The 22,960-nt window shown below is 61.5% G+C and carries 15 protein-coding genes, 4 tRNA genes and 2 pseudogenes; 1 reads left to right on the forward strand and 20 read right to left on the reverse strand.

Annotated features, from left to right (window positions below; translation table 11 throughout):
* Positions 1–14 precede the first annotated feature (14 nt).
* The 18 genes and pseudogenes from rpsJ to SADO_RS05045 all read right to left on the reverse strand — a co-directional run bounded on the left by rpsJ (position 15) and on the right by SADO_RS05045 (position 18,702).
* Positions 15–329 (reverse strand): 30S ribosomal protein S10, encoded by a 315-nt coding sequence (gene rpsJ, locus SADO_RS04960; RefSeq protein WP_353109714.1) that lies wholly within the window; start codon positions 327–329, stop codon positions 15–17.
* Between the two features lie 2 nt (positions 330–331).
* Positions 332–1,541 (reverse strand): annotated as a pseudogene (tuf, locus tag SADO_RS04965) (elongation factor Tu).
* A gap of 12 nt (positions 1,542–1,553) precedes the next feature.
* Complete coding sequence (gene fusA / locus SADO_RS04970) at positions 1,554–3,668, reverse strand: elongation factor G (protein ID WP_353109716.1); 2,115 nt, start codon at positions 3,666–3,668, stop codon at positions 1,554–1,556.
* 42 nt (positions 3,669–3,710) lie between these two features.
* The gene (gene rpsG / locus SADO_RS04975; RefSeq protein ID WP_353109718.1) at positions 3,711–4,184 is read right to left on the reverse strand and encodes a 30S ribosomal protein S7; all 474 of its coding nucleotides are present in this window, start codon (positions 4,182–4,184) and stop codon (positions 3,711–3,713) included.
* Positions 4,185–4,223: 39 nt separating this feature from the next.
* Positions 4,224–4,598 (reverse strand): 30S ribosomal protein S12, encoded by a 375-nt coding sequence (rpsL, locus tag SADO_RS04980; protein WP_209060427.1) that lies wholly within the window; start codon positions 4,596–4,598, stop codon positions 4,224–4,226.
* Positions 4,599–4,725: 127 nt separating this feature from the next.
* A complete protein-coding gene (rpoC, locus tag SADO_RS04985; RefSeq protein WP_353109720.1) occupies positions 4,726–8,949 on the reverse strand; it encodes a DNA-directed RNA polymerase subunit beta' in 4,224 nt (1,407 codons plus the stop codon).
* A 94-nt stretch (positions 8,950–9,043) separates the two neighbouring features.
* Positions 9,044–13,126: a DNA-directed RNA polymerase subunit beta gene (gene rpoB, locus SADO_RS04990; RefSeq protein WP_353109722.1), complete on the reverse strand. Its 4,083-nt coding sequence runs from the start codon at positions 13,124–13,126 to the stop codon at positions 9,044–9,046.
* 174 nt (positions 13,127–13,300) lie between these two features.
* Positions 13,301–13,678 carry a 50S ribosomal protein L7/L12 gene (gene rplL / locus SADO_RS04995; RefSeq protein ID WP_353109724.1) on the reverse strand — a complete coding sequence of 126 codons (378 nt, stop codon included), beginning with the start codon at positions 13,676–13,678 and terminating at the stop codon, positions 13,301–13,303.
* Positions 13,679–13,725: 47 nt separating this feature from the next.
* The gene (rplJ, locus tag SADO_RS05000; RefSeq protein WP_353109726.1) at positions 13,726–14,253 is read right to left on the reverse strand and encodes a 50S ribosomal protein L10; all 528 of its coding nucleotides are present in this window, start codon (positions 14,251–14,253) and stop codon (positions 13,726–13,728) included.
* 268 nt (positions 14,254–14,521) lie between these two features.
* Entirely contained in the window at positions 14,522–15,217 is a 696-nt protein-coding gene (gene rplA / locus SADO_RS05005) for a 50S ribosomal protein L1 (RefSeq protein WP_353109728.1), read from the reverse strand.
* A gap of 3 nt (positions 15,218–15,220) precedes the next feature.
* A complete protein-coding gene (gene rplK / locus SADO_RS05010) occupies positions 15,221–15,649 on the reverse strand; it encodes a 50S ribosomal protein L11 (RefSeq protein ID WP_353109730.1) in 429 nt (142 codons plus the stop codon).
* Positions 15,650–15,734: 85 nt separating this feature from the next.
* On the reverse strand, positions 15,735–16,268 hold the full coding sequence (gene nusG / locus SADO_RS05015) for a transcription termination/antitermination protein NusG (protein ID WP_353109731.1): 534 nt from the start codon (positions 16,266–16,268) through the stop codon (positions 15,735–15,737).
* A 17-nt stretch (positions 16,269–16,285) separates the two neighbouring features.
* Positions 16,286–16,657, reverse strand: coding sequence for a preprotein translocase subunit SecE (secE, locus tag SADO_RS05020; protein ID WP_353109733.1), 372 nt, complete (start codon positions 16,655–16,657; stop codon positions 16,286–16,288).
* A 41-nt stretch (positions 16,658–16,698) separates the two neighbouring features.
* Positions 16,699–16,774: transfer RNA gene (locus SADO_RS05025), tRNA-Trp, on the reverse strand.
* 160 nt (positions 16,775–16,934) lie between these two features.
* Positions 16,935–18,144, reverse strand: a pseudogene (gene tuf / locus SADO_RS05030) (elongation factor Tu).
* Between the two features lie 109 nt (positions 18,145–18,253).
* Positions 18,254–18,328: transfer RNA gene (locus SADO_RS05035), tRNA-Thr, on the reverse strand.
* Positions 18,329–18,367: 39 nt separating this feature from the next.
* A tRNA-Gly gene (locus tag SADO_RS05040) sits at positions 18,368–18,441 on the reverse strand.
* Positions 18,442–18,617: 176 nt separating this feature from the next.
* Positions 18,618–18,702: transfer RNA gene (locus tag SADO_RS05045), tRNA-Tyr, on the reverse strand.
* A gap of 134 nt (positions 18,703–18,836) precedes the next feature.
* Between SADO_RS05045 and SADO_RS05050 the strand changes: the two genes are divergently transcribed.
* Positions 18,837–19,754, forward strand: coding sequence for a LysR family transcriptional regulator (locus SADO_RS05050; RefSeq protein WP_353109734.1), 918 nt, complete (start codon positions 18,837–18,839; stop codon positions 19,752–19,754).
* Here the strand turns inward: SADO_RS05050 and SADO_RS05055 are convergent.
* Together SADO_RS05055 and fdhF are read right to left on the reverse strand one after the other, a co-directional pair.
* Entirely contained in the window at positions 19,751–19,978 is a 228-nt protein-coding gene (locus tag SADO_RS05055; protein ID WP_353109736.1) for a formate dehydrogenase subunit delta, read from the reverse strand. The genes SADO_RS05050 and SADO_RS05055 overlap by 4 nt on opposite strands.
* 70 nt (positions 19,979–20,048) lie before the next feature.
* Positions 20,049–22,952 (reverse strand): formate dehydrogenase subunit alpha, encoded by a 2,904-nt coding sequence (gene fdhF, locus SADO_RS05060; RefSeq protein WP_353109737.1) that lies wholly within the window; start codon positions 22,950–22,952, stop codon positions 20,049–20,051.
* Between the last annotated feature and the right edge of the window lie 8 nt (positions 22,953–22,960).

Consider the following 22,960-nt stretch of genomic DNA (forward strand, 5'->3'; position numbering starts at 1 on the left):
GATTTGTCTCGTTCTTACTGCAATTTAATTTGGACGTCGACGCCCGCAGCAAGATCCAGCTTCATGAGCGCGTCCACGGTCTTCTCCGTGGGCTCCACGATATCCATCATCCGCTTGTGCGTGCGGATCTCGTACTGGTCGCGCGCGTCCTTGTTGACGTGCGGCGACACGAGGATCGTGTAGCGCTCTTTACGGGTCGGCAGCGGGATCGGGCCGTGAACCTGGGCGCCGGTGCGCTTGGCGGTCTCGACGATCTCGCGGGCCGACTTGTCGATCAGACGATGATCAAAAGCCTTGAGGCGAATACGAATGTTCTGACTTGCGGCCATGTTTATTCCGTAATCTTGGTCACGACGCCGGCACCCACGGTGCGGCCGCCTTCACGAATGGCGAAGCGCAGGCCTTCTTCCATCGCGATCGGATGGATCAGCTCCACGTTCATCGTGACGTTGTCGCCCGGCATCACCATCTCGGTGTCCGCCGGCAGCTCACAGGCGCCCGTGACGTCCGTGGTGCGGAAGTAGAACTGCGGGCGGTAGCCCTTGAAGAACGGCGTATGACGACCGCCTTCTTCTTTCTTCAGCACGTACACTTCGCATTCGAACTTGGTGTGCGGCGTGATCGAACCCGGCTTGGCCAGAACCTGACCACGCTGGATGTCTTCACGCTTGGTGCCGCGCAGCAGCACGCCGACGTTGTCACCAGCCTGACCCTGGTCGAGCAGGCGACGGAACATTTCCACGCCGGTGACCGTGGTCTTGGCGGTGGCGGTGATGCCGACGATCTCGATGTCGTCACCGACATTGACGATGCCACGCTCCACACGACCGGTGGCGACGGTGCCGCGACCGGAGATGGAGAACACGTCTTCCACCGGCATCAGGAAGGCGCCGTCCACGGCGCGTTCCGGCTCGGGGATGAAGTCGTCCATCGCACGGACCAGCTTGGCAATCGATTCGATGCCGTGCTCGCCTTCGTCGCCGTCCAGCGCCTTGAGCGCCGAACCGATGACGACCGGCGTGTCGTCACCCGGGAAATCGTAGGCGTCGAGCAGCTCGCGCACTTCCATTTCGACGAGCTCGAGCAGCTCTTCGTCGTCGACCATGTCGGCCTTGTTGAGATACACGACGATGTGCGGCACGCCGACCTGACGCGAGAGCAGAATGTGCTCACGGGTCTGCGGCATGGGACCGTCTGCAGCCGACACGACCAAGATCGCGCCGTCCATCTGGGCGGCACCCGTGATCATGTTCTTGACGTAGTCCGCGTGACCCGGGCAGTCGACGTGGGCGTAGTGGCGCGCTTCACTTTCGTACTCGACGTGCGAGGTCGAAATCGTGATGCCACGGGCCTTCTCTTGCGAAAAAAGGTAACCCTACAGGCGCCTTGTCGATCATGTCAAACGCCGACAGCTGACTGCCGAACAAACGGTTCGACACCACCGTCAGCGCCGCCGTCAACGTGGTCTTGCCATGGTCCACGTGACCAATCGTGCCGACGTTTACGTGCGGCTTGTTACGCTCGAATTTTGATTTGGACACGGCGACTTCCTCTTATGCCTTTTGCGACTGGTTGCGGGTCAGCCCTTCGATCACATGCGACGGGGCTTCCGAATATTTCTCGAACTGCATGGTGTAGGTCGCACGACCTTGGCTCATGGAGCGCAGATCAGTGGAGTAACCAAACATCTCGGAGAGCGGCACTTCAGCAGAGAGCTGCTTGCCGGTCGGGATGTCATCCATGCCCTTGACGGTGCCGCGACGACGATTCAGATCGCCCATCACGTCACCCATGTATTCTTCCGGCGTGACGACTTCAACGTCCATCATCGGCTCGAGCAGCACGGGCGATGCCTTGCGGGCACCGTCCTTGAACGCCATCGAGCCGGCTATTTTAAACGCGGTCTCGTTCGAGTCAACATCATGGTACGAGCCGTCGTACAGCGTGACCTTCAGGTCGACAACCGGGTAGCCGGCAACCACGCCATTGGTCATCGCTTCCTGAACACCCTTGTCCACGGAGTTGATGTATTCCTTCGGAACCACGCCGCCGGTAATGGCGTTGATGAACTCGTAGCCCATGCCGGCCTCTTCCTGCGGCTCGAGCCGCAGATAGACGTGACCGTACTGACCACGACCGCCGGACTGGCGCACGAACTTGCCTTCCTGCTCGACTTCCTTGCGGATGGTCTCGCGGTAAGCAACCTGTGGCGCGCCAACGTTTGCCTCGACGCCGAACTCGCGCTTCATGCGATCGACGATAATCTCGAGGTGAAGCTCACCCATACCGGAAATGATGGTCTGCGCGGTTTCGTCATCGGTGCGAACCTGGAAGGACGGATCCTCCTGGGCCAGCTTCGACAGCGCAACACCCATCTTCTCCTGATCGGCACGCGACTTCGGCTCCACGGCCACGGCGATAACCGGATCCGGGAACTCCATCCGCTCCAGGATGACCTGAGAGTCGGGCGCGCACAGCGTGTAACCCGTCGTGACGTTCTTCAGACCCACGACGGCAGCGATATCGCCGGCACGGACTTCCTTGATCTCTTCACGCGAGTTGGAGTGCATCTGCAGGATACGACCCACGCGCTCCTTCTTGTTCTCGATCGGGTTGTAGACCGAGTCACCCGAGGCGAGCACGCCCGAGTATACGCGAATGAAGGACAGCGAACCGACGAACGGGTCAGTTGCAATCTTGAACACCAGCGCGGCGAACGGCTCGTCATCACTGGCGCGACGCTCGACCTTGACTTCTTCGTCGTTCGCGTCGATGCCCTTGATCGCCGGCACTTCGGTCGGCGCGGGCAAGTAATCAATGACCGCGTCGAGCATCGCCTGGACGCCCTTGTTCTTGAAAGCGGTGCCACAGATCGTCAGGCAGATCTCATTCGCGATGGTCCGCGCACGAAGACCAGCCTTGATTTCGTCGTTCGTCAACTCGCCATTCTCGAGATAACGATCCATCAGGTCTTCGTTGGCTTCTGCAGCCGCCTCGACCATCTCTTCGCGATACTTTTCGGCATCCGCCAGCAGGTCCGCCGGGATGTCGCGCGCTTCGAAGGTACGGCCGCCGTCATCGGCGTTCCAGTAGATGGCCTGCATGCGCAGCAGGTCGATCACGCCTTCGAATTCGTCTTCGGCGCCAATCGGCAGCTGGATCGGCACTGCCTGGGTCGCGAGACGGTCGCGCATCATCTGGACGCAGCGATAATAGTCGGCGCCCAGCTTGTCCATCTTGTTGACAAACACGAGACGCGGGACGTGGTACTTGTTGGCCTGGCGCCACACCGTTTCCGTCTGCGGCTCAACACCGGCGTTGGCGTCCAGAACACAGACAGCGCCGTCGAGCACACGCAGGGAACGCTCGACTTCAATGGTGAAGTCCACGTGGCCCGGGGTATCGATGATGTTGATCCGGTACTGGTCCGGATACTGCTGCTCCATGCCCTGCCAGAAACAGGTCGTCGCCGCGGACGTAATGGTGATGCCGCGCTCCTGCTCCTGCGCCATCCAGTCCATTACGGCCGCACCGTCATGCACTTCGCCCATCTTGTGGGAGATGCCGGTGTAGAACAGGACGCGTTCGGTCGTCGTCGTCTTGCCGGCATCGATGTGGGCCATGATGCCGATGTTGCGATAACGCTCGAGGGGATGCTTGCGGGACATGAATAGTTCTCTTTTCGACTCTCGAAATGGGCCGCGCGCCGCTTACCAGCGGAAGTGCGAGAACGCCTTGTTGGCGTCAGCCATGCGATGCGTGTCTTCACGCTTCTTGACGGCGGCGCCGCGATGCTCTGAAGCATCCAGCAGCTCACCCGCCAGGCGCTGCGCCATGGAATGCTCGCCACGCTTGCGCGATGCATCGATCACCCAGCGCATGGCCAACGTCGTACGACGTACGGCGCGAACCTCGACCGGCACCTGATAGGTGGCACCACCGACACGACGGGATTTGACCTCGACAGCCGGACGGATGTTGTCCAGTGCTTCCTCGAGAATCTCGAGCGGCTCGTCGGTGCCTTTCTTGGTACCGATCTGGGTGAGCGCACCGTAGACGATGGCCTCGGCCTTCGACTTCTTGCCGTCTTCCATGATCATGTTCATGAACTTGGCAAGAAGCTCGCTGTGATAGCGCGGATCGGGCAGGATTTCGCGGCGCGGCGCGGATGCACGACGGGACATAGTGAACCTTTAGGTATTCGTTGAACTAGTGCGTTCGGACTAGGACTTCGGCTTCTTGGCGCCGTACTTCGAACGGCCTTGGCGGCGAGCTTCCACACCGGATGCGTCGAGCGCACCACGAACGGTGTGATAACGCACGCCGGGCAAATCCTTCACACGACCGCCGCGAATGAGCACAACCGAGTGCTCCTGAAGGTTATGACCTTCACCGCCAATGTAGCTGGCGACTTCGTAGCCGTTGGTCAAGCGAACACGAGCGACCTTACGAAGCGCGGAGTTCGGCTTCTTCGGCGTCGTGGTGTAAACACGCGTGCAAACACCACGGCGCTGCGGGCAGCCCTGCAGCGCGGGCACGTCGTTCTTCTGGGGCTTGTCTTTGCGGCCCTTGCGGACCAATTGGTTGACCGTAGACACGTCGTCACCCTGCTCGATCGATGAAAAATATAAAGGCAGCCCGACCGGAGTCGCGCTGCCGTTAAAGGACGGCGGATACTAATGGTGCGGGCGTTCTCTGTCAAGCAGAAACGCCCGCACTTTCGCTTTATGCCGAGTCTTCGTTGGCCTGCTCTTCGGTGGCCGTCTCGTCTTCAGCGCCGGGGATCTGCTCGTCACGCGGAAGCGCGCCCTGCAGATCCAGCGGACCGAGACGTTCACGACGACGCTGCTCGTGGTAGGCGAGGCCCGTGCCGGCCGGGATAAGACGGCCCACAATGACGTTCTCCTTGAGGCCGCGCAGGTCGTCCCGAGCGCCACGCACGGCGGCTTCGGTGAGCACGCGCGTGGTTTCCTGGAACGACGCCGCCGAGATGAACGACTCGGTGGACAGGCTCGCCTTGGTGATGCCGAGCAACAGCCGATCGAAGGTCGCAGGCGTCTCGCCCTTGGCCTCTACACGGCGATTCTCGTCGAGCACCGACTGGTACTCGGCCTGCTCGCCCTGCAGGAAGCTGGTGTCGCCTGCATCGACGATCTCGACGCGACGCAGCATCTGGCGAATGATCACCTCGATGTGCTTGTCGTTGATCCGCACACCCTGCAGCCGGTAGACGTCCTGGATTTCCTTCACCAGGTAGTCGGCCAGCTTCGGAATACCCTGCAAGCGCAGGATGTCGTGCGGCATCGGCTCGCCATCGGAGACGATTTCGCCCTTCTCGACGTGCTCGCCTTCGAACACGTTGATCTGACGCCACTTGGGAATCAGCAGCTCGTTCTCGTAGCCTTCGCTGTCCACGATCTTGAGACGCTGCTTGCCCTTGGTCGCCTCGCCGAAGCGGATGGTACCCGCAGCCTCGGCGAGGATCGCCGGGATTTTGGGCTTGCGCGCTTCGAACAGGTCGGCCACTCGCGGCAGACCACCCGTGATGTCACGCGTCTTCGACGATTCCTGCGGAATACGTGCGGTTACGTCACCAACGACCACTTCCTGGCCGTCCTCGACAACCACGATGGCCTTCGGCGGCAGACTGTACGACGCCGGGATCTCGGTGCCCGGGAAGTTCAGCTCATTACCGTCGTTATCCAGCAGCTTGATGACCGGACGCAGATCCTTGTTCGCGGAACCACGCGATTTCGGCTCTGTCACCACGAGCGTCGAGACGCCGGTGATTTCGTCGATTTCGCGCTGGACGGTCACACCCTCGATGAACTCCTCGAAACGCACCTTGCCGGCGACTTCCGAGATGATCGGATGGGTATGCGGATCCCAGTCGGCCAGACGGGCACCGGCGGCGACTTCCTCGCCGTCGGCCACGTGCAGACGTGCACCGTAGGGGATCTTGTAGCGTTCCTTCTCGCGATAGTTCTCGTCCATCACGCCGATCTCACCGGAGCGGGACACGGCGACCAGATGGCCACCTTCGGCGTGCTGCACGGTCTTGATGTTGTGCAGCTTGACCGTGCCGTCAGTCTTGACCTCGACACCGTCGGCCGAGACCGCACGGGATGCGGCACCACCCACATGGAAGGTACGCATGGTCAGCTGCGTGCCGGGCTCACCGATCGACTGGGCGGCGATAACGCCGACCGATTCGCCGATCGACACCTGCTCGCCACGAGCCAGATCGCGTCCGTAGCACTGCGCACAGACACCGAAGCTCGCTTCACAGGTGATCGGGCTGCGCACCCGCACCTCGTCGATCGAATTGCTCTCGAGCAGATCCACTTCCTTCTCGGAAAGCAGGATTCCGGCATCGAGCAACGTGTGGTTGGTGGCCGGGTCGACGACGTCGGCGGCCAGCACACGACCGAGCACACGCTCACGCAGCGGCTCGACGACATCGCCGCCTTCGACGATCGGGTACATCATCACGCCCACGTCGGTGCCACAGTCGTGATCGGTGATGACCACGTCCTGAGACACGTCGACCAGACGACGGGTCAGGTAACCCGAGTTCGCGGTCTTGAGCGCGGTATCGGCCAGACCCTTACGCGCACCATGCGTGGAGATGAAGTACTGGAGTACGTTCAGACCTTCACGGAAGTTAGCGGTAATGGGGGTTTCGATGATCGAGCCGTCCGGCTTGGCCATCAGGCCACGCATGCCCGCCAACTGACGAATCTGCGCCGCGCTACCACGCGCGCCGGAATCGGCCATCATGAAGATCGAGTTGAACGAGGTCTGGTCGACCGGGTTGCCCTCGCCGTCCACGACTTCGTCGGTGCCGAGCTTGTCCATCATCGCCGAGGCGATCTGCTCGTTGGCACGCGACCAGATGTCGATGACCTTGTTGTAGCGCTCGCCCTGGGTCACGAGACCGGAGGTGTACTGCTCCTCGATCTCCTTGACCTCGTCCTCGGCGCGCGCCAGCACGGTGGCCTTCTCGGCAGGCACTTCCATGTCGCCGACGGCAATGGAAATACCGGCCTTGGTGGACATCCGGAAACCGGTGTACATCAATTGGTCGGCAAACACGACGGTCTCTTTGAGACCCACGTCGCGGTAGCTCGAGTTGATGACGTCGCCGACGGCCTTCTTGTCCAGCTCGCGGTTGATCAGCTTGAACGGCAGACCCTGCGGGAGGATTTCGGACAGCAGCGCACGACCGACCGTGGTTTCTACGATGCGGGTGACCGGCGTCTGATTGTTGTCCTCGTCCACGTCCACATCGTTGATGCGAACCTTGACGTGCGCCTGCAGGTCGACCATCTGCGCGTCATAGGCGCGATAGACCTCGCTCACGTCAGAGAAGGTCATGCCCTCGCCCAGCGAGTTCACACGCGAACGCGTCATCCAGTACAGACCGAGCACGACGTCCTGGGTCGGCACGATGATCGGCGCACCCGATGCCGGCGACAGGATGTTGTTCGACGCCATCATCAGCACGCGCGCTTCGAGCTGCGCTTCGATGGACAGCGGCACGTGTACGGCCATCTGGTCGCCGTCGAAGTCGGCGTTGAAGGCGGTACAAACCAACGGATGCAGCTGGACGGCCTTGCCTTCAATGAGGACCGGCTCGAACGCCTGAATGCCCAGACGATGCAGGGTCGGCGCGCGGTTGAGCATGACCGGGTGCTCGCGGATGACCTCCTCGAGCATGTCCCAGACTTCCGGCTCTTCGCGCTCGACCATCTTCTTGGCCGCCTTGATCGTGGAGGCCAGCTCCAGACGCTGCAGGCGGGAATAGATGAACGGCTTGAACAGTTCCAGCGCCATCTTCTTGGGCAGACCGCACTGGTGAAGCTTCAGCGTCGGGCCGACCACGATGACCGAGCGGCCGGAGTAGTCGACACGCTTGCCGAGCAGGTTCTGACGGAAGCGGCCCTGCTTGCCCTTGATCATGTCGGCGAGCGACTTGAGCGGACGACGGTTGGAACCGGTAATCGCACGACCGCGACGGCCGTTGTCGATCAGCGCATCCACGGACTCCTGAAGCATGCGCTTTTCGTTGCGCACGATGATGTCCGGGGCATTGAGCTCCAGCAGGCGACGCAGACGGTTGTTGCGGTTGATCACGCGGCGATACAGATCGTTTAGATCCGACGTCGCGAAACGGCCGCCGTCCAGCGGCACCAGCGGACGCAGATCCGGCGGCAGCACCGGCAGTACGCGCATGATCATCCACTCGGCCTTGTTGCCCGACTGCTGGAAGTACTCCAGCAGCTTCAGGCGCTTGCCGAGACGTTTGATTTTGGTGGCAGAACCGGTGGCCGACAGCTCTTCGCGCATGCGCTGCGCTTCGGCAGCCATGTCCATGTTGCGAAGAATATCGAGCACGGCTTCCGCACCCATCTTGGCCGCGAACTCGTCGCCGTACTGCTCGACCGTGTCGAGGTATTCCTCTTCGGTGAGCAGCGAATACGGCTCAAGCGGGGTCATGCCCGGATCGGTGACCACATAGGCTTCGAAATACAGCACGCGCTCGATCGCACGCAGCGGCATGTCGAGCAGCAGACCGATACGCGACGGCAGGCTCTTGAGGAACCAGATATGGGCGACCGGCGAGGCCAGGTCGATATGACCCATGCGCTCACGGCGAACCTTGGTCTGGGTGACCTCAACGCCACACTTCTCGCAGATCACACCACGGTGCTTCATGCGCTTGTACTTGCCGCACAGGCACTCGTAATCCTTGACCGGCCCGAAGATCCGGGCACAGAACAGGCCGTCCCGCTCCGGCTTGAAGGTGCGGTAGTTGATGGTTTCCGGCTTCTTGACTTCACCGAACGACCACGAACGGATCGTTTCCGGCGACGCAAGGCCGATTCTGATGGCGTCGAACTCTTCGACGTCGTCCTGGCTCTTGAACAGATTCAGCAGATCTTTCATGTCCTACTCCGGATCGTGAGGGGCATCGACACGTCACACGACGATGGGCAACCGTCGCGAGCGGCCCGGATAACCGGGCCGCCGCTACCCGTCACTAATCGTCTTCCTCGAGTTCGATATTCAGGCCAAGGGAACGAATTTCCTTGGTCAATACGTTGAACGACTCCGGCATGCCGGCATGCATCTGGTGATCGCCATCGACGATGTTCTTGTACATGCGGGTACGCCCGGTCACGTCGTCGGACTTGACCGTGAGCATCTCCTGCAGCGTGTAGGCCGCACCGTAGGCCTGCAGCGCCCAGACTTCCATTTCGCCGAAGCGCTGGCCGCCGAACTGCGCCTTGCCGCCCAGCGGCTGCTGGGTGACGAGCGAGTACGGACCGGTGGAACGCGCATGCATCTTGTCATCAACCAGATGGTTGAGCTTGAGCATGTACATGTAACCGACCGTGACCGGGCGCGAGAACGTCTCGCCGGTACGCCCGTCGATGAGCGTCGATTGACCCGATTCCGGCAGGCCGCCCAGCTTGAGCAGTCGACGAATCTCGTCTTCATCGGCGCCGTCGAACACCGGCGTCGCGGTCGGCATGCCGCCCACGAGATTGCCGGCCATTGTCATCATCTCTTCGTCGGTGAGGCTATCGATGTCTTCCTGGGTGCCGCCTTCGGTGAAGTAGGCCTTCTTCAGGAATTCACGAACCTCGCCCACGGCCTGCTGCTGCTCAAGCATCTCGCCAACGCGCAGACCAATGCCGCGTGCGGCCCAGCCCAGATGCGTTTCCAGCACCTGACCGATGTTCATGCGCGACGGCACGCCCAGCGGGTTGAGCACGATGTCGGCCGGCGTGCCGTCTTCCAGATACGGCATGTCCTCGACCGGCACGATCTGCGAGATCACGCCCTTGTTGCCATGGCGGCCGGCCATCTTGTCGCCCGGCTGCACGTGACGCTTAACGGCCAGGTAGACCTTGACCATCTTGAGCACGCCCGGAGCGAGCTCGTCGCCCTGGGTAATCTTCTCCTTCTTGGAGGTGAAGCGGCGCTCGAAGTCGGCTTTCTGATCCTTCAGACGCTGGGCGACGGATTCGAGCTGCGACTGCATTTCTTCGCTCTGCAGGCGGATATCGAACCACTTGCCACGATCCAGCCCGTCGAGATAGCTCGCGGTGATCTTGGCGTCGGCCTTGAGCTTGTTCGGACCGCCATCGGCGACCTTGCCCAGCAGCATGGAACGCAGACGATCGAACAGATCGTCCTCGAAGATACGCTGCTGGTCGTTCAGGTCCTTTCGGACTTCGGCCAGCTCGTCTTCTTCGATCGACAGGGCACGGGCATCCTTCTCGACGCCGTCACGCGTGAACACGCGCACGTCGATCACGGTGCCGTCCATGCCCGGCGGCACGCGCTGCGAAGAATCCTTCACATCGGATGCCTTCTCGCCAAAGATGGCCCGTAGGAGCTTTTCCTCCGGAGTCAGCTGGGTTTCGCCCTTCGGCGTCACCTTGCCGACCAGGATGTCGCCGGACTTCACTTCGGCGCCGATATAGGCGATGCCAGACTCGTCCAGCTTCTGCAGCGCGGATTCGTTCACGTTCGGGATATCCGACGTGATCTCCTCCGGCCCGAGCTTGGTCTCACGCGCAACGCAAGTCATCTCCTCGATATGCACCGAGGTGAAGCGGTCTTCTTCGACCACGCGCTCCGAGATGAGGATGGAGTCCTCGAAGTTGTAGCCATGCCACGGCATGAACGCCACGAGCAGGTTCTGACCCAAGGCCAACTCACCCATGTCGGTCGACGGGCCGTCGGCCAGCACGTCGCCCCGCTCGATCCGATCGCCCGGCTTGACCAGCGGCTTCTGGTTCAAGCACGTGTTCTGGTTCGAACGCGTGTACTTGACCATGTTGTAGATATCGACGCCGGCTTCGTCGGCCGAGGTCTCGCTGTCGTAGACACGTACCACGACACGCGATGCGTCGACCTTGTCGACCACACCACCGCGACGGGCGGTCACGGCGTTGCCGGAGTCGATCGCGACCTTGCGTTCGATACCGGTACCCACCAGCGGCTTGTCGGCGCGCAGGCAGGGCACGGCCTGGCGCTGCATGTTCGAACCCATCAGCGCACGGTTGGCGTCGTCGTGCTCAATAAAGGGCACCAGCGACGCGGCGACCGACAGGATCTGCTTCGGCGACACGTCCATGTACTGGACGCGATCCGGCGAGGCCATGGTGAACTCGTTCTGGTGACGGCAGGAGACCAGTTCGTCGACCAGATCGCCCTTTTCATCCACGCGGGCGTTGGCCTGCGCGATGACGTAACGGCCTTCCTCGATCGCCGACAGATACTCGACTTCTTCCGTTGCGCGGCCATCCTCGACCTTGCGATACGGCGTCTCGAGAAAGCCGTAGTCGTTGGTGCGGGAATAAACCGACAGCGAGTTGATCAGACCAATGTTCGGGCCTTCCGGCGTCTCGATCGGGCAGATACGACCGTAATGGGTCGGATGCACGTCACGGACTTCGAAGCCGGCACGCTCACGGGTCAGACCACCCGGGCCGAGAGCGGAGACACGACGCTTATGCGTGACTTCCGACAGCGGGTTGTTCTGGTCCATGAACTGCGACAGCTGCGAGGAGCCGAAGAATTCCTTGACCGCGGCGGCAACGGGCTTGGCGTTGATCAGGTCCTGCGGCATAAGGCCTTCGGACTCGGCGATCGATAGACGTTCGCGCACCGCGCGCTCTACACGGACCAGACCAGTACGGAACGCGTTCTCGGCCATCTCACCGACACTGCGTACACGACGGTTGCCCAAGTGATCGATATCGTCGGTCTGGCCGATGCCGTTACGGATGGAGACCAGCTCGCGCAGGACATCGATGATGTCGTCATTGGACAGAACCGATTCGCCGGTCGCGTCTTCGCGACCCAGGCGGCGGTTGAACTTCATGCGACCGACGGCCGACAGATCGTAGCGATCTTCGTTGAAGAACAGGTTGGCGAACAGGTTCTCGGCGGCGTCCTTGGTCGGCGGCTCGCCGGGACGCATCATGCGATAGATCTCGACCAGCGCCTCGAGCTGAGTGCTGCTGGGATCGACCATCAGCGTGTTCGAGATGTACGGACCGTGATCCAGATCGTTGATGTAGAGCGTCGGAACATCATTGATGCCCGCCATGCGCAGGGCGTCGACCAGCTCCTCAGTGAGCTCGGTGTTCGCCGGCGCCAACTCTTCACCGGTGTCGGTATCGATGATGCCGCGCGCCAGCACCTTGCCGATCAGATAGCTTTCCGGCACCTCGAGACGGTCGATGCCGGCCTCCTCGAGCTTGCGGATATGACGCACGGTGATGCGACGACCTTCTTCGACGATGACTTCGTCGCCGGCCTTGATGTCGAACGTCGCCGTTTCGCCGCGCAGACGCTCCGGCACCAGCTCCATCTCCACGCCCTGCTCGGACAGGTGGAACATGTTGGTCTCGTGGAAGATCTCCAGGACTTGCTCGGTGTCGTAGCCCAGCGCGCGCAGCAGCACGGTGGCCGGCAGCTTGCGACGACGGTCGATGCGCACGTACACGTTGTCCTTCGGATCGAACTCGAAATCGAGCCACGAACCGCGGTACGGAATCACGCGCGCGGAATACAGAAACTTGCCAGACGAATGCGTCTTGCCACGATCGTGGTCGAAGAACACGCCCGGACTACGGTGGAGCTGGTTCACGATGACCCGCTCGGTACCGTTGATGATGAAGGTGCCGGTGTCCGTCATGAGCGGCAATTCGCCCATGTAGACTTCCTGCTCCTTGATGTCCTTGACCGGCTTCGGGTTGGCCTTGCTGTCTTTGTCGTAGATGATAAGGCGCACGGTCACCCGCAGCGGCGCGGAATAGATCATGCCGCGAACACGGCACTCTTTCTCGTCGAACACGGGCTGACCGAGACGGTAGCTGACGTATTCCAGGGCGGCGCTGCCCGAATGGCTCGCCATCGGGAACACCGACGAGAACGCGGCATGCAGACCCATGCCCGCACGCTTTTCAGGATCGAGATCCTTTTGCAGGAACTGCCGATACGAGTCCAGCTGGGTCGCCAGCAGGAACGGCATCTCCAGCACTGAAGGCTGTTTCGCAAAATCCTTGCGGATGCGTTTTTTCTCGGTAAACGAGTAGGCCATGTCACTCAACCCTCTGGTTGGACTTGCCACGAAACCGTGAGTGCTTCGTGGCCGGTATAGCGCGCGCGTGTCGGTCGGGGACAACGGGAAAAGGCCGGCAGCGTTGCCGCTACCAGCCATTTCCGCAAAAGCGTCAAATTATCGTGTCGAACAATTCCTTTGACGCGTCCTGCTTTACTTAAGCTCGACCTTGGCGCCGGCTTCTTCAAGCTTGGTCTTCATTTCTTCGGCTTCTGCCTTCTCGACGCCTTCCTTCAGCGTCGCCGGGGCGGATTCCACCATTTCCTTGGCTTCCTTCAGACCCAGGCCGGTGATGGCACGGACGGCCTTAATGGCGCCGACCTTGTTGTCGCCAAAGCTGGCGAGAACCACATCAAACTCGGTCTGCTCTTCGGCAGCAGCAGCTTCGCCACCACCGCCCGGCGCGGCCATCGCAACCGGTGCCGCGGCGGAAACGCCGAACTTCTCTTCCATCATTTCGACGAGCTCGACCACGTCCATCACGGACATTTCGGAGATCGCTTCGAGTACTTCTTCCTTCGTAGCAGCCATTATGTGCTCCTAATACGTTTGGGGTCGTTTGACCCGATTCAATTGATTCAAGCAGCCTGCTTTTGATCGCGGACTGCAGCCACGGTGCGGGAGAGCTGGGCAACCGGCTCGCGCGTGACTCGTGCCAGCTTCTCGACCGGGCCAGTCATGGCACGCATCAGCTGGGACAAGGCCTCGTCACGGGTCGGCAGCTTGGCCAAGCGATCGAGCTGTTCGCCAGGCAGCAACTGCCCGTTGAACGAGATCGCCGTCACCTTCAGGGCATCGTTGCTCTTGCGAAAATCGCTGACAACGCGCGCGGCGGAACCCGGATCCTCCATGGAGAAACCCAGGATCACCGGACCGACGAACGCATCAGTCATGCATTCGTATTCGGTGCCCTTCAGCGCCAGCTTGGCCAGATTGTTCTTGATCACCTTCAAGTACGCACCACCCTGACGGGCATTCACGCGAAGGGTATCCATCTGGCCAGCCGTGAGACCGCGATATTCCGCAAGCACTGCGGAATGGGCGCGCGTCGCCACGTCGCTGACTTCTGCCACCATGGCCTGCTTGGCTTGAAAACTCATGGCCATAGTCATCACTCCTTGAGCAAACCGACGACACATGTCGCCGGATGATTGATCGAGCACATCCGAAGACATGCCCGTCGACGACTGCCGCGCAACCTTTCGGCGCATACGACATACGTCATCTACGTAGGCTGGCGTCGTCGCCTTTAAGAACCGACTCCTTCGGCTCGCCTAACGGTCTTTGACAACGCAGCCACCGAAGAGCGGGCTACGCTACAAAGAACTACGGCGTCGGCGCCCGACGGCTAGACCGCCGGACAACCCACGTCACTTACGCTGCCGCGCCGGACGCGTCCACGGCAAGACCGGGACCCATCGTGGTGGACAGCGAAACCTTCTTGAAATAAACGCCCTTGGCATTGGCCGGCTTGGCCTTGCGCAGATCCGACATCAGCGCGGCAAGGTTTTCCTTGAGCGCGTTGTTGTCGAAATCCACCTTGCCGATGGCGCAATGAATGATGCCGGCCTTGTCGGTGCGGTACTGCACCTGACCCGCCTTGGCGTTCTGCACTGCGGTCTCGACATCGGCCGTGACCGTACCCGTCTTCGGGTTCGGCATCAGGCCCTTCGGACCCAGAATCTGACCCAGACGACCCACAACCGGCATCGCGTCCGGCGTGGCAACGACCATGTCGAAGTTGATCTCGCCAGCCTGGACCTGTTCGGCCAGATCTTCGAGACCGACAACGTCGGCGCCGGCGGCCTTGGCCTTTTCGGCGTTGTCACCCTGGGTGAACACGGCCACACGAACACTCTTGCCGGTGCCGTGCGGCATCACGGTCGAGCCACGAACGTTCTGATCGGACTTGCGCGCGTTCACGCCCAGGTTGACCGACACTTCGACCGACTCGGTGAACTTTGCACTGGCCAGCTTCTTGAGCAGCTCGAGCGCCTCGTCGACCGGGTAGACCTTGATCGGATCGATCTGATCGCGGATGGCTGCCTTGCGCTTGGAAATCTTCGCCATGACTTAGCCCTCCACCTTGATGCCCATGGAACGGGCACTGCCTGCAATGATGCGAACCGCAGCGTCCATGTCGGCCGCGTTGAGATCGGCCCACTTGGTCTCGGCGATCTCTTCGACCTGCGCACGGGTGACCACACCCACTTTCTCGCGCAGCGGATCGGCGGCACCGCTGGAAATCTTGGCAGCCTTCTTCAGCAGAATCGAAGCCGGCGGCGTCTTCTTGACGAACGAGAAGCTGCGATCCGAGAACACCGTGATGACCACGGGCGTCGGCAGACCGGGCTCCATGTCCTGCGTTTCGGCGTTGAACGCCTTGCAGAACTCCATGATGTTAACGCCGTGCTGACCCAAAGCCGGGCCCACGGGGGGACTCGGATTGGCCTTGCCGGCCGGGATCTGCAGCTTGATATAGCCTGCAATCTTCTTGGCCATTGAACTACTCCTTCAGGTTCATGCGCCGCGGGCCTGACCCGGGCTCCCTGTGACAACGAATGCGGCGCAGCTGCGCCGCGGCGAATCAGCTCTTTTCGACCTGGTCAAACTCGAGATCCACGGGGGTCGAACGCCCGAAGATCGTGACCGCCACGCGCAGACGGTTCTTGTCGTAATTGACTTCCTCGACCACGCCATTGAAATCGGCGAACGGGCCGTCGATGACGCGCACTTCCTGACCCGGCTCGAAAACCGTCTTGGGACGCGGCTTCTCGACGGACTCCTCGACGCGATTGAGGATCTGGTCTGCTTCGGCGTCGGTGATCGGCGCAGGCCGATCAGCGGTGCCGCCGATAAAACCGAGTACACGAGGAACACTCTTGACGAGATGCCAGGTGTCGTCGTTCATTTCCATGTGCACTAGCACATAACCGGGAAAGAACTTGCGCTCGGTGGTGCGACGCTGACCATCCTTGATCTCGACCACTTCTTCGGTCGGCACAAGAATGTCACCGAAATAATCTTCCATGCCGTGGCGTGCAGCGTATTCCTTGAGAGAATCGCGCACCTTCTTCTCGTATTGCGAGAAGGCATGAACCACATACCAATGCTTGGCCATAAGAATTCGCCTTGCGCCTATCGGCCAGTCAGAAGTTGAACAGCCCAGGCGAGCACGATATCCAGAGCCCAGATGAAGATGGCCAGGATGAGCACCACGACGACCACCATCAGCGTGGTCTGCACGGTCTCACGCCGCGTGGGCCAGACCATGCGGCGCAACTCGGTGCGCGACCCCTGAATATAGGACCAGGCCGTCTTGCCGATTGCAGTCTGCAGCGCGATAACCACTGCAACCACTGCCCCACCGAGCAGACCGAGCACGCGTACGAGATCGGTATGCGCCGTGAAATAGTAGTAGCCGACCATGCTCGCCAACAGCACGCCTATGGCAAGCCATAGCAGCGCGGTGTCGAGCAGGGAGCTCGTACGTTTTTCTTGGGTTGCCATCGACGACTCGACCAGAAAGAAAGTGGGTAATGGAATTTACGTGGCAGGCCAGGAGGGACTCGAACCCCCAACCTGCGGTTTTGGAGACCGCTGCTCTGCCAATTGAGCTACTGGCCTATGCGCGTAAACTCATTGCCCGCGAAAAAGACGGCGGATGTTATCACAGTTTCCACGTTTGGCAACTGCCCCGCCACACTCGCGGCATAGAGACACGAAAGCGACATGCCACCAGCCACCTCTCGATGACCGGCCGCATGCCGCGAATCGTGCTACTCCACTATTCCGTAATCTTGGTCACGACGCCGGCACCCACGGTGCGGCCGCCTTCACGAATGGCGAAGCGCAGGCCTTCTTCCATCGCGATCGGATGGATCAGCTCCACGTTCATCGTGACGTTGTCGCCCGGCATCACCATCTCGGTGTCCGCCGGCAGCTCACAGGCGCCCGTGACGTCCGTGGTGCGGAAGTAGAACTGCGGGCGGTAGCCCTTGAAGAACGGCGTATGACGACCGCCTTCTTCTTTCTTCAGCACGTACACTTCGCATTCGAACTTGGTGTGCGGCGTGATCGAACCCGGCTTGGCCAGAACCTGACCACGCTGGATGTCTTCACGCTTGGTGCCGCGCAGCAGCACGCCGACGTTGTCACCAGCCTGACCCTGGTCGAGCAGGCGACGGAACATTTCCACGCCGGTGACCGTGGTCTTGGCGGTGGCGGTGATGCCGACGATCTCGATGTCGTCACCGACATTGACGATGCCACGCTCCACACGACCGGTGGCGACGGTGCCGCGACCGGAGATGGAGAACACGTCTTCCACCGGCATCAGGAAGGCGCCGTCCACGGCGCGTTCCGGCTCGGGGATGAAGTCGTCCATCGCACGGACCAGCTTGGCAATCGATTCGATGCCGTGCTCGCCTTCGTCGCCGTCCAGCGCCTTGAGCGCGGAGCCGATGACGACCGGCGTGTCGTCGCCCGGGAAATCGTAGGCGTCGAGCAGCTCGCGCACTTCCATTTCGACGAGCTCGAGCAGCTCTTCGTCGTCGACCATGTCGGCCTTGTTGAGATACACGACGATGTGCGGCACGCCGACCTGACGCGAGAGCAGGATGTGCTCACGGGTCTGCGGCATGGGACCGTCTGCAGCCGACACGACCAGGATCGCACCGTCCATCTGGGCGGCACCGGTGATCATGTTCTTGACGTAGTCCGCGTGACCCGGGCAGTCGACGTGGGCGTAGTGGCGCGCTTCCGACTCGTACTCGACGTGCGAGGTCGAAATCGTGATGCCACGGGCCTTCTCTTGCGAAAAAAGGTAACCCTACAGGCGCCTTGTCGATCATGTCAAACGCCGACAGCTGACTGCCGAACAAACGGTTCGACACCACCGTCAGCGCCGCCGTCAACGTGGTCTTGCCATGGTCCACGTGACCAATCGTGCCGACGTTTACGTGCGGCTTGTTACGCTCGAATTTTGATTTGGACATTGCTCGCCTTTCGTCGTTGTTGCCGTGAGTTCAACCGTCAATCGCCGCGCCACTGCTTGAGTGTCGCGCGCCGACACGCCGGCCACGCCCACGCATCGCCGGCCTATACTGGAGCCCATGACCGGACTTGAACCGGTGACCTCTTCCTTACCAAGGAAGTGCTCTACCGCTGAGCTACATGGGCCAGAAAACCTTGTCTGCTTCGGCCGCGGTAGACCGAAACTGGAGCGGGCGACCGGGATCGAACCGGCATCATCAGCTTGGAAGGCTGAGGTTCTACCATTGAACTACGCCCGCACCGCCAACCTGCCAACCTTCGCGAATCCCGGCCGGCCTTGCAAACCGACAGACATCGCAAACGATTGCCCTGTCGGCTGGCCGCCCGAACCAGTGCTCGAAAGTCGACAACAGCAGGCCAGATCGACCCGTATTGCTGTGCATCTTCGTCGCGCTGGCTCGCGCAATCTGTTTAGTGGTGGAGGGAGGAGGATTCGAACCTCCGAAGGCTGAGCCGACAGATTTACAGTCTGTTCCCTTTGACCGCTTGGGTATCCCTCCACGAACAAGCCGCGCATTGTTGAGAATCGGACCTCGAATGTCAACCGCCGGACGATCAGGTTTTCTCATGTCAGTGAACGTATGATGACGCCAGCGCCGCATGCCGCGTCTACGTGGCTTTTCGAGAGGCAAGCATGGACATAAAACAGCTGCATTATCTGGTCGCGCTGGCCGAAGAACGCCACTTCACGCGCGCAGCAGAACGCTGCAATGTCACCCAGCCGACCCTTTCGGGGCGAATACGCCAGCTGGAACAAGAACTCGGTGTGCCGATCGTCGAGCGCGGCCAGCGCTACCACGACCTGACGCCGGAAGGCAGTCGCGTGCTGCAGTGGGCCCAGGCCATCCTGCGCGACTGCTCGGCCATGGAAGAGGAGCTGACGGCGCTCAAGGGCGGCCTGTCGGGCCGCGTGGCGCTCGGCGTCGTGCCCTCCGCCCTGCCGATGGTCGTGGCGCTCACCCGCACGATGCGCCAGCACTATCCCGATGTGCGCTTTGCGGTGTATTCACGCACCTCTGACGAAATCCTGCGCGAGATACAGGATTTCCAGCTCGACGCGGGCATCACCTATCTGGATAACGAACCCGTCCGCCACATGACAACGTTCGATCTCTACGGCGAGCGTTACCGGCTATTCGTGCCGCGCGACCATCCCTGGGCACATCGCAAGGCGGTGACGTGGCGCGAGGCTGCGACCGAACCGCTCTGCCTGCTCACGCCCAACATGCAGAATCGACGCATCATCGATCATGCCTTCGAACGGGTCGGGCAGACGCCGGTGACGCCGATCGAGACCGATTCGATCGTGAATCTCTGGGCGCACATCAAGTACGCCGGCCTGAGCAGCATCCTGCCCGAATATTTCGGCGAGTTGCTGGCGTCGGACACGAGCATCGCCACGATCGCGTTGGACGACCTCGAGCCGTCCCATCGGGTCGGCCTGGTCACGCTCGAACGCGATCCGCTGTCGCCGCTGGTCGCAGCGCTTTTCGAGACCTGCCGTAACAGTCGCTTCTTTCCGCTCGACGCCAGCCCGCAGACCCCAGCCTAGACTGTACTCTGCGTCTCGGCCTTGATCGCAACTACGGCAGTGCTCACCAGCGGGTGGAGTCCTTCGCCGCCGTTATCGTGATACTCGATCAACTGGGCGCGCATGCGCGGCTCCCAGAATTTGCGGATATGCCCGCGCACGCCTTCCTCGGCGCGCGCCCGCGGATAGACCTTGAAGTACTGCGCGATCTGGTTCGCCTGGCGCACCATCTTGTCGGTATCCATTACTCATCTCCTCGGATGGCCCGGCGCGCGTCGCCGCCGCGGCTCATCGGCGGCTCGACGGGACGCCGGCTCACTCGGCCGGCTCCCATTCGTTGTCGCCCGCGTCGAAGCCGGCGGCGACCGTATCCGGATCACGCACCGGCTGATCGCCTTCGATCTGCTGCTGCTTCTCGCGCGTATCGATATAGCGCTTCTGCCACTCACTCATGGTGTTGCAGGGCCGGACTTCGACTGCAGTGACCTTGTATTCCGGGCACTCGGTCGCCCAGTCGGAGAACTCGGTCGTGACCACGTTCGCGGCGGTTTCCGGGAAATGGAAGGTGGTATAGACCACGCCCGGCGTCATGCGCTCGCTGACCTTGGCTCGCAGCGTGGTCTCGCCCATGCGTGAAGCCACGGCGACCAGCGTGCCGTCCTTGATGCCGCGCATCTCGGCGTCCGAGGGATGGACTTCCAGCCAGTCCTCGGCGTGCCACAGGCGGTTGGCCGTGCGCCGCGTCTGCGCGCCGACGTTGTACTGCGACAGGATACGACCGGTGGTAAGCAGCAACGGGAACTTGCGGTTGGCGCGCTCCTCGGTCGGCACGAACGGCGTGAGCATGAACTTGCCCTTGCCGCGCACGAAATTGTCCACGTGCATCACCGGGGTGCCTTCCGGATTCTCGTCGTTACAGGGCCACTGCACGCTGCCCAGCGCATCGATCTTGTCGAAGTTCACGCCCTTGAAGGTCGGCGTGGTGCGCGCGATCTCGTCCATGATCTCGGACGGATGGCTGTAGTTCATGTTGTAGCCGAGCGCCTGCGCCAGCATCTGGGTGATCTCCCAGTCGGCATAGCCGGCCGGCGACGTCTGGATCTTGCGCACCCGGTTGATACGCCGCTCGGCGTTGGTGAAGGTGCCGTCCTTCTCGAGGAAGGTCGAACCCGGCAGGAAGACATGCGCATAGCTGGCGGTCTCGTTCAGGAAGATGTCCTGAATGATCACGCAGTCCATGGCCGCCAGGCCCGCGGCAATATGCTTGATGTTCGGGTCGGACTGGAGAATATCCTCGCCCTGCACATACAGACCCTTGAAAGTGCCAGCAGTGGCCGCGTCGATCATATTCGGGATGCGTAGCCCCGGCTCCTGATCGATGGTCACGCCCCATTCCTTCTCGAAGATGTCGCGCACGCTCTTGTCGGAGACATGGCGATAACCCGGCAGCTCGTGCGGGAACGAGCCCATGTCGCAGGAGCCCTGGACATTGTTCTGGCCGCGCAGCGGGTTCACGCCCATGCCCGGCCGGCCGATGTTGCCGGTGGCCATGGCGAGATTGGCCATGCCCATCACCATGGTCGAGCCTTGGCTGTGTTCGGTCACGCCGAGGCCGTAATAGATCGCCCCGTTGCCGCCGGTGGCATACAGGCGCGCCGCCTCGCGAACGCTTGAAGCCGGCACGCCGGTGTATTGCTCGGTGTTCTCGGGGCTGTTCTCCTCCTGCAGGATGAAATCGCGCCAACCGTCATACTCGTCGAGATCACAACGTTCCTCGACGAAGGCGCGGTTCTCGAGGCCTTCGCTGAGCACCACATGGGCCATCGCATTGACCAGCGCCACGTTGGTGCCGGGGCGCAGCTGCAGATGGTAGTCGGCTTCGACGTGCGCCGAACGCACTAGATCAATGGCCCGCGGGTCACAGACGATCAGCCGTGCACCTTCACGTAGGCGTCTTTTCATTTGCGATGCGAATACCGGATGCGCATCGGTCGGGTTGGCGCCAATCACCAGAATCACGTCGCATTTCTCGACGGATACGAAATCCTGGGTGCCTGCAGAGGTGCCGAAGGTGGAATTCAGGCCATAGCCGGTCGGCGAATGACACACACGGGCACAGGTATCGACGTTGTTGGTATTGAACACCGCCCGCGCCAGCTTCTGAACAAGGAAAGTCTCTTCGTTGGTACAACGCGACGAGGTGATCGCGCCCAGCGCGCCGCTGCCGTATTCGTTGCGGATGGCGTTGATCTTGTCGACCGAGAACTGGATCGCCTCCTCCCAGCTGACTTCGCGCCAGGGATCGGTGATCTTGTCGCGCACCATGGGCTTGGTGATGCGATCCGGATGGTTGGTATAACCCCAGGCGAAACGGCCCTTCACACAGGAATGGCCCTGGTTCGCCTTGCCTTCCTTGGCCGGCACCATGCGGATAACGTCGTCGCCCTTGAGCTCGGCATTGAACGAGCAACCCACGCCGCAATAGGCACAGGTGGTGGTCACCGAGCGCTCCGGCATGCCCTTCTCGACCACGTCCTTTTCGATCAGCGCCTCGGTCGGGCAGGCCTGTACGCAGGCGCCACAGGAGACGCATTCGGAATCGAGGAAGGTGTCGTCGTCGGTACCGGCACTGATCATCGACGCGAAGCCGCGGCCGTCCACGGTCAACGCGAAGGTGCCCTGTACCTCGTTGCAGGCACGTACGCAGCGCGAGCAGACGATGCAGCGCGAGGCGTCGAAATCGAAATACGGGTTCGAGTCGTCCACCGCCGCCATCTGGTGATTGCGGCCCTTGTTGTAACGAACCTCGGTCAGATCGAGCTTGTCGGCGAGTTCGAGCAGCTCGTCGTCCCCGTTGCCGTCCGGCGTCAGGCTCTCGCCCGGGTGATCGGACAGATACAGTTCGACCACGCCGCGCCGCAGCTGGTTGAGCTTGTCGGTCTGGGTGCTGACCTGCATGCCTTCCGAGACTTCCGTCGTGCACGAGGCCGGATAACCCTTGCGGCCCTCGATCTCGACCAGACACAGCCGACAGGAGCCGAACGGCTCGAGCATGTCGGAAGCACACAGCTTGGGCACGTCGATGCCGGACTCCATTGCCGCACGCATGACCGACGTACCTTCCGGCACGGTTACCGACTGGCCATCGATCTCGAGCGTAATCTGCGTGTCCGACGTGCGCTTGGGCGTGCCGTAATCGACCGGGTTGAGAGATGCCATGGCTACCT

The sequence above is a fragment of the Salinisphaera dokdonensis CL-ES53 genome, assembly GCF_040361215.1.
Classification (GTDB): Bacteria; Pseudomonadota; Gammaproteobacteria; order Nevskiales; family Salinisphaeraceae; genus Salinisphaera; species Salinisphaera dokdonensis.

Coding starts and splice junctions, on each gene's coding strand:
- rpsJ (WP_353109714.1), bottom strand. CDS start 329: ATGGCCGCAAGTCAGAACATTCGTATTCGCCTCAAGGCTTTTGATCAT.
- fusA (WP_353109716.1), bottom strand. CDS start 3,668: ATGTCCCGCAAGCATCCCCTCGAGCGTTATCGCAACATCGGCATCATG.
- rpsG (WP_353109718.1), bottom strand. CDS start 4,184: ATGTCCCGTCGTGCATCCGCGCCGCGCCGCGAAATCCTGCCCGATCCG.
- rpoC (WP_353109720.1), bottom strand. CDS start 8,949: ATGAAAGATCTGCTGAATCTGTTCAAGAGCCAGGACGACGTCGAAGAG.
- rpoB (WP_353109722.1), bottom strand. CDS start 13,126: ATGGCCTACTCGTTTACCGAGAAAAAACGCATCCGCAAGGATTTTGCG.
- rplL (WP_353109724.1), bottom strand. CDS start 13,678: ATGGCTGCTACGAAGGAAGAAGTACTCGAAGCGATCTCCGAAATGTCC.
- rplJ (WP_353109726.1), bottom strand. CDS start 14,253: ATGGCCATGAGTTTTCAAGCCAAGCAGGCCATGGTGGCAGAAGTCAGC.
- rplA (WP_353109728.1), bottom strand. CDS start 15,217: ATGGCGAAGATTTCCAAGCGCAAGGCAGCCATCCGCGATCAGATCGAT.
- rplK (WP_353109730.1), bottom strand. CDS start 15,649: ATGGCCAAGAAGATTGCAGGCTATATCAAGCTGCAGATCCCGGCCGGC.
- nusG (WP_353109731.1), bottom strand. CDS start 16,268: ATGGCCAAGCATTGGTATGTGGTTCATGCCTTCTCGCAATACGAGAAG.
- secE (WP_353109733.1), bottom strand. CDS start 16,657: ATGGCAACCCAAGAAAAACGTACGAGCTCCCTGCTCGACACCGCGCTG.
- SADO_RS05050 (WP_353109734.1), top strand. CDS start 18,837: ATGGACATAAAACAGCTGCATTATCTGGTCGCGCTGGCCGAAGAACGC.
- SADO_RS05055 (WP_353109736.1), bottom strand. CDS start 19,978: ATGGATACCGACAAGATGGTGCGCCAGGCGAACCAGATCGCGCAGTAC.
- fdhF (WP_353109737.1), bottom strand. CDS start 22,952: ATGGCATCTCTCAACCCGGTCGATTACGGCACGCCCAAGCGCACGTCG.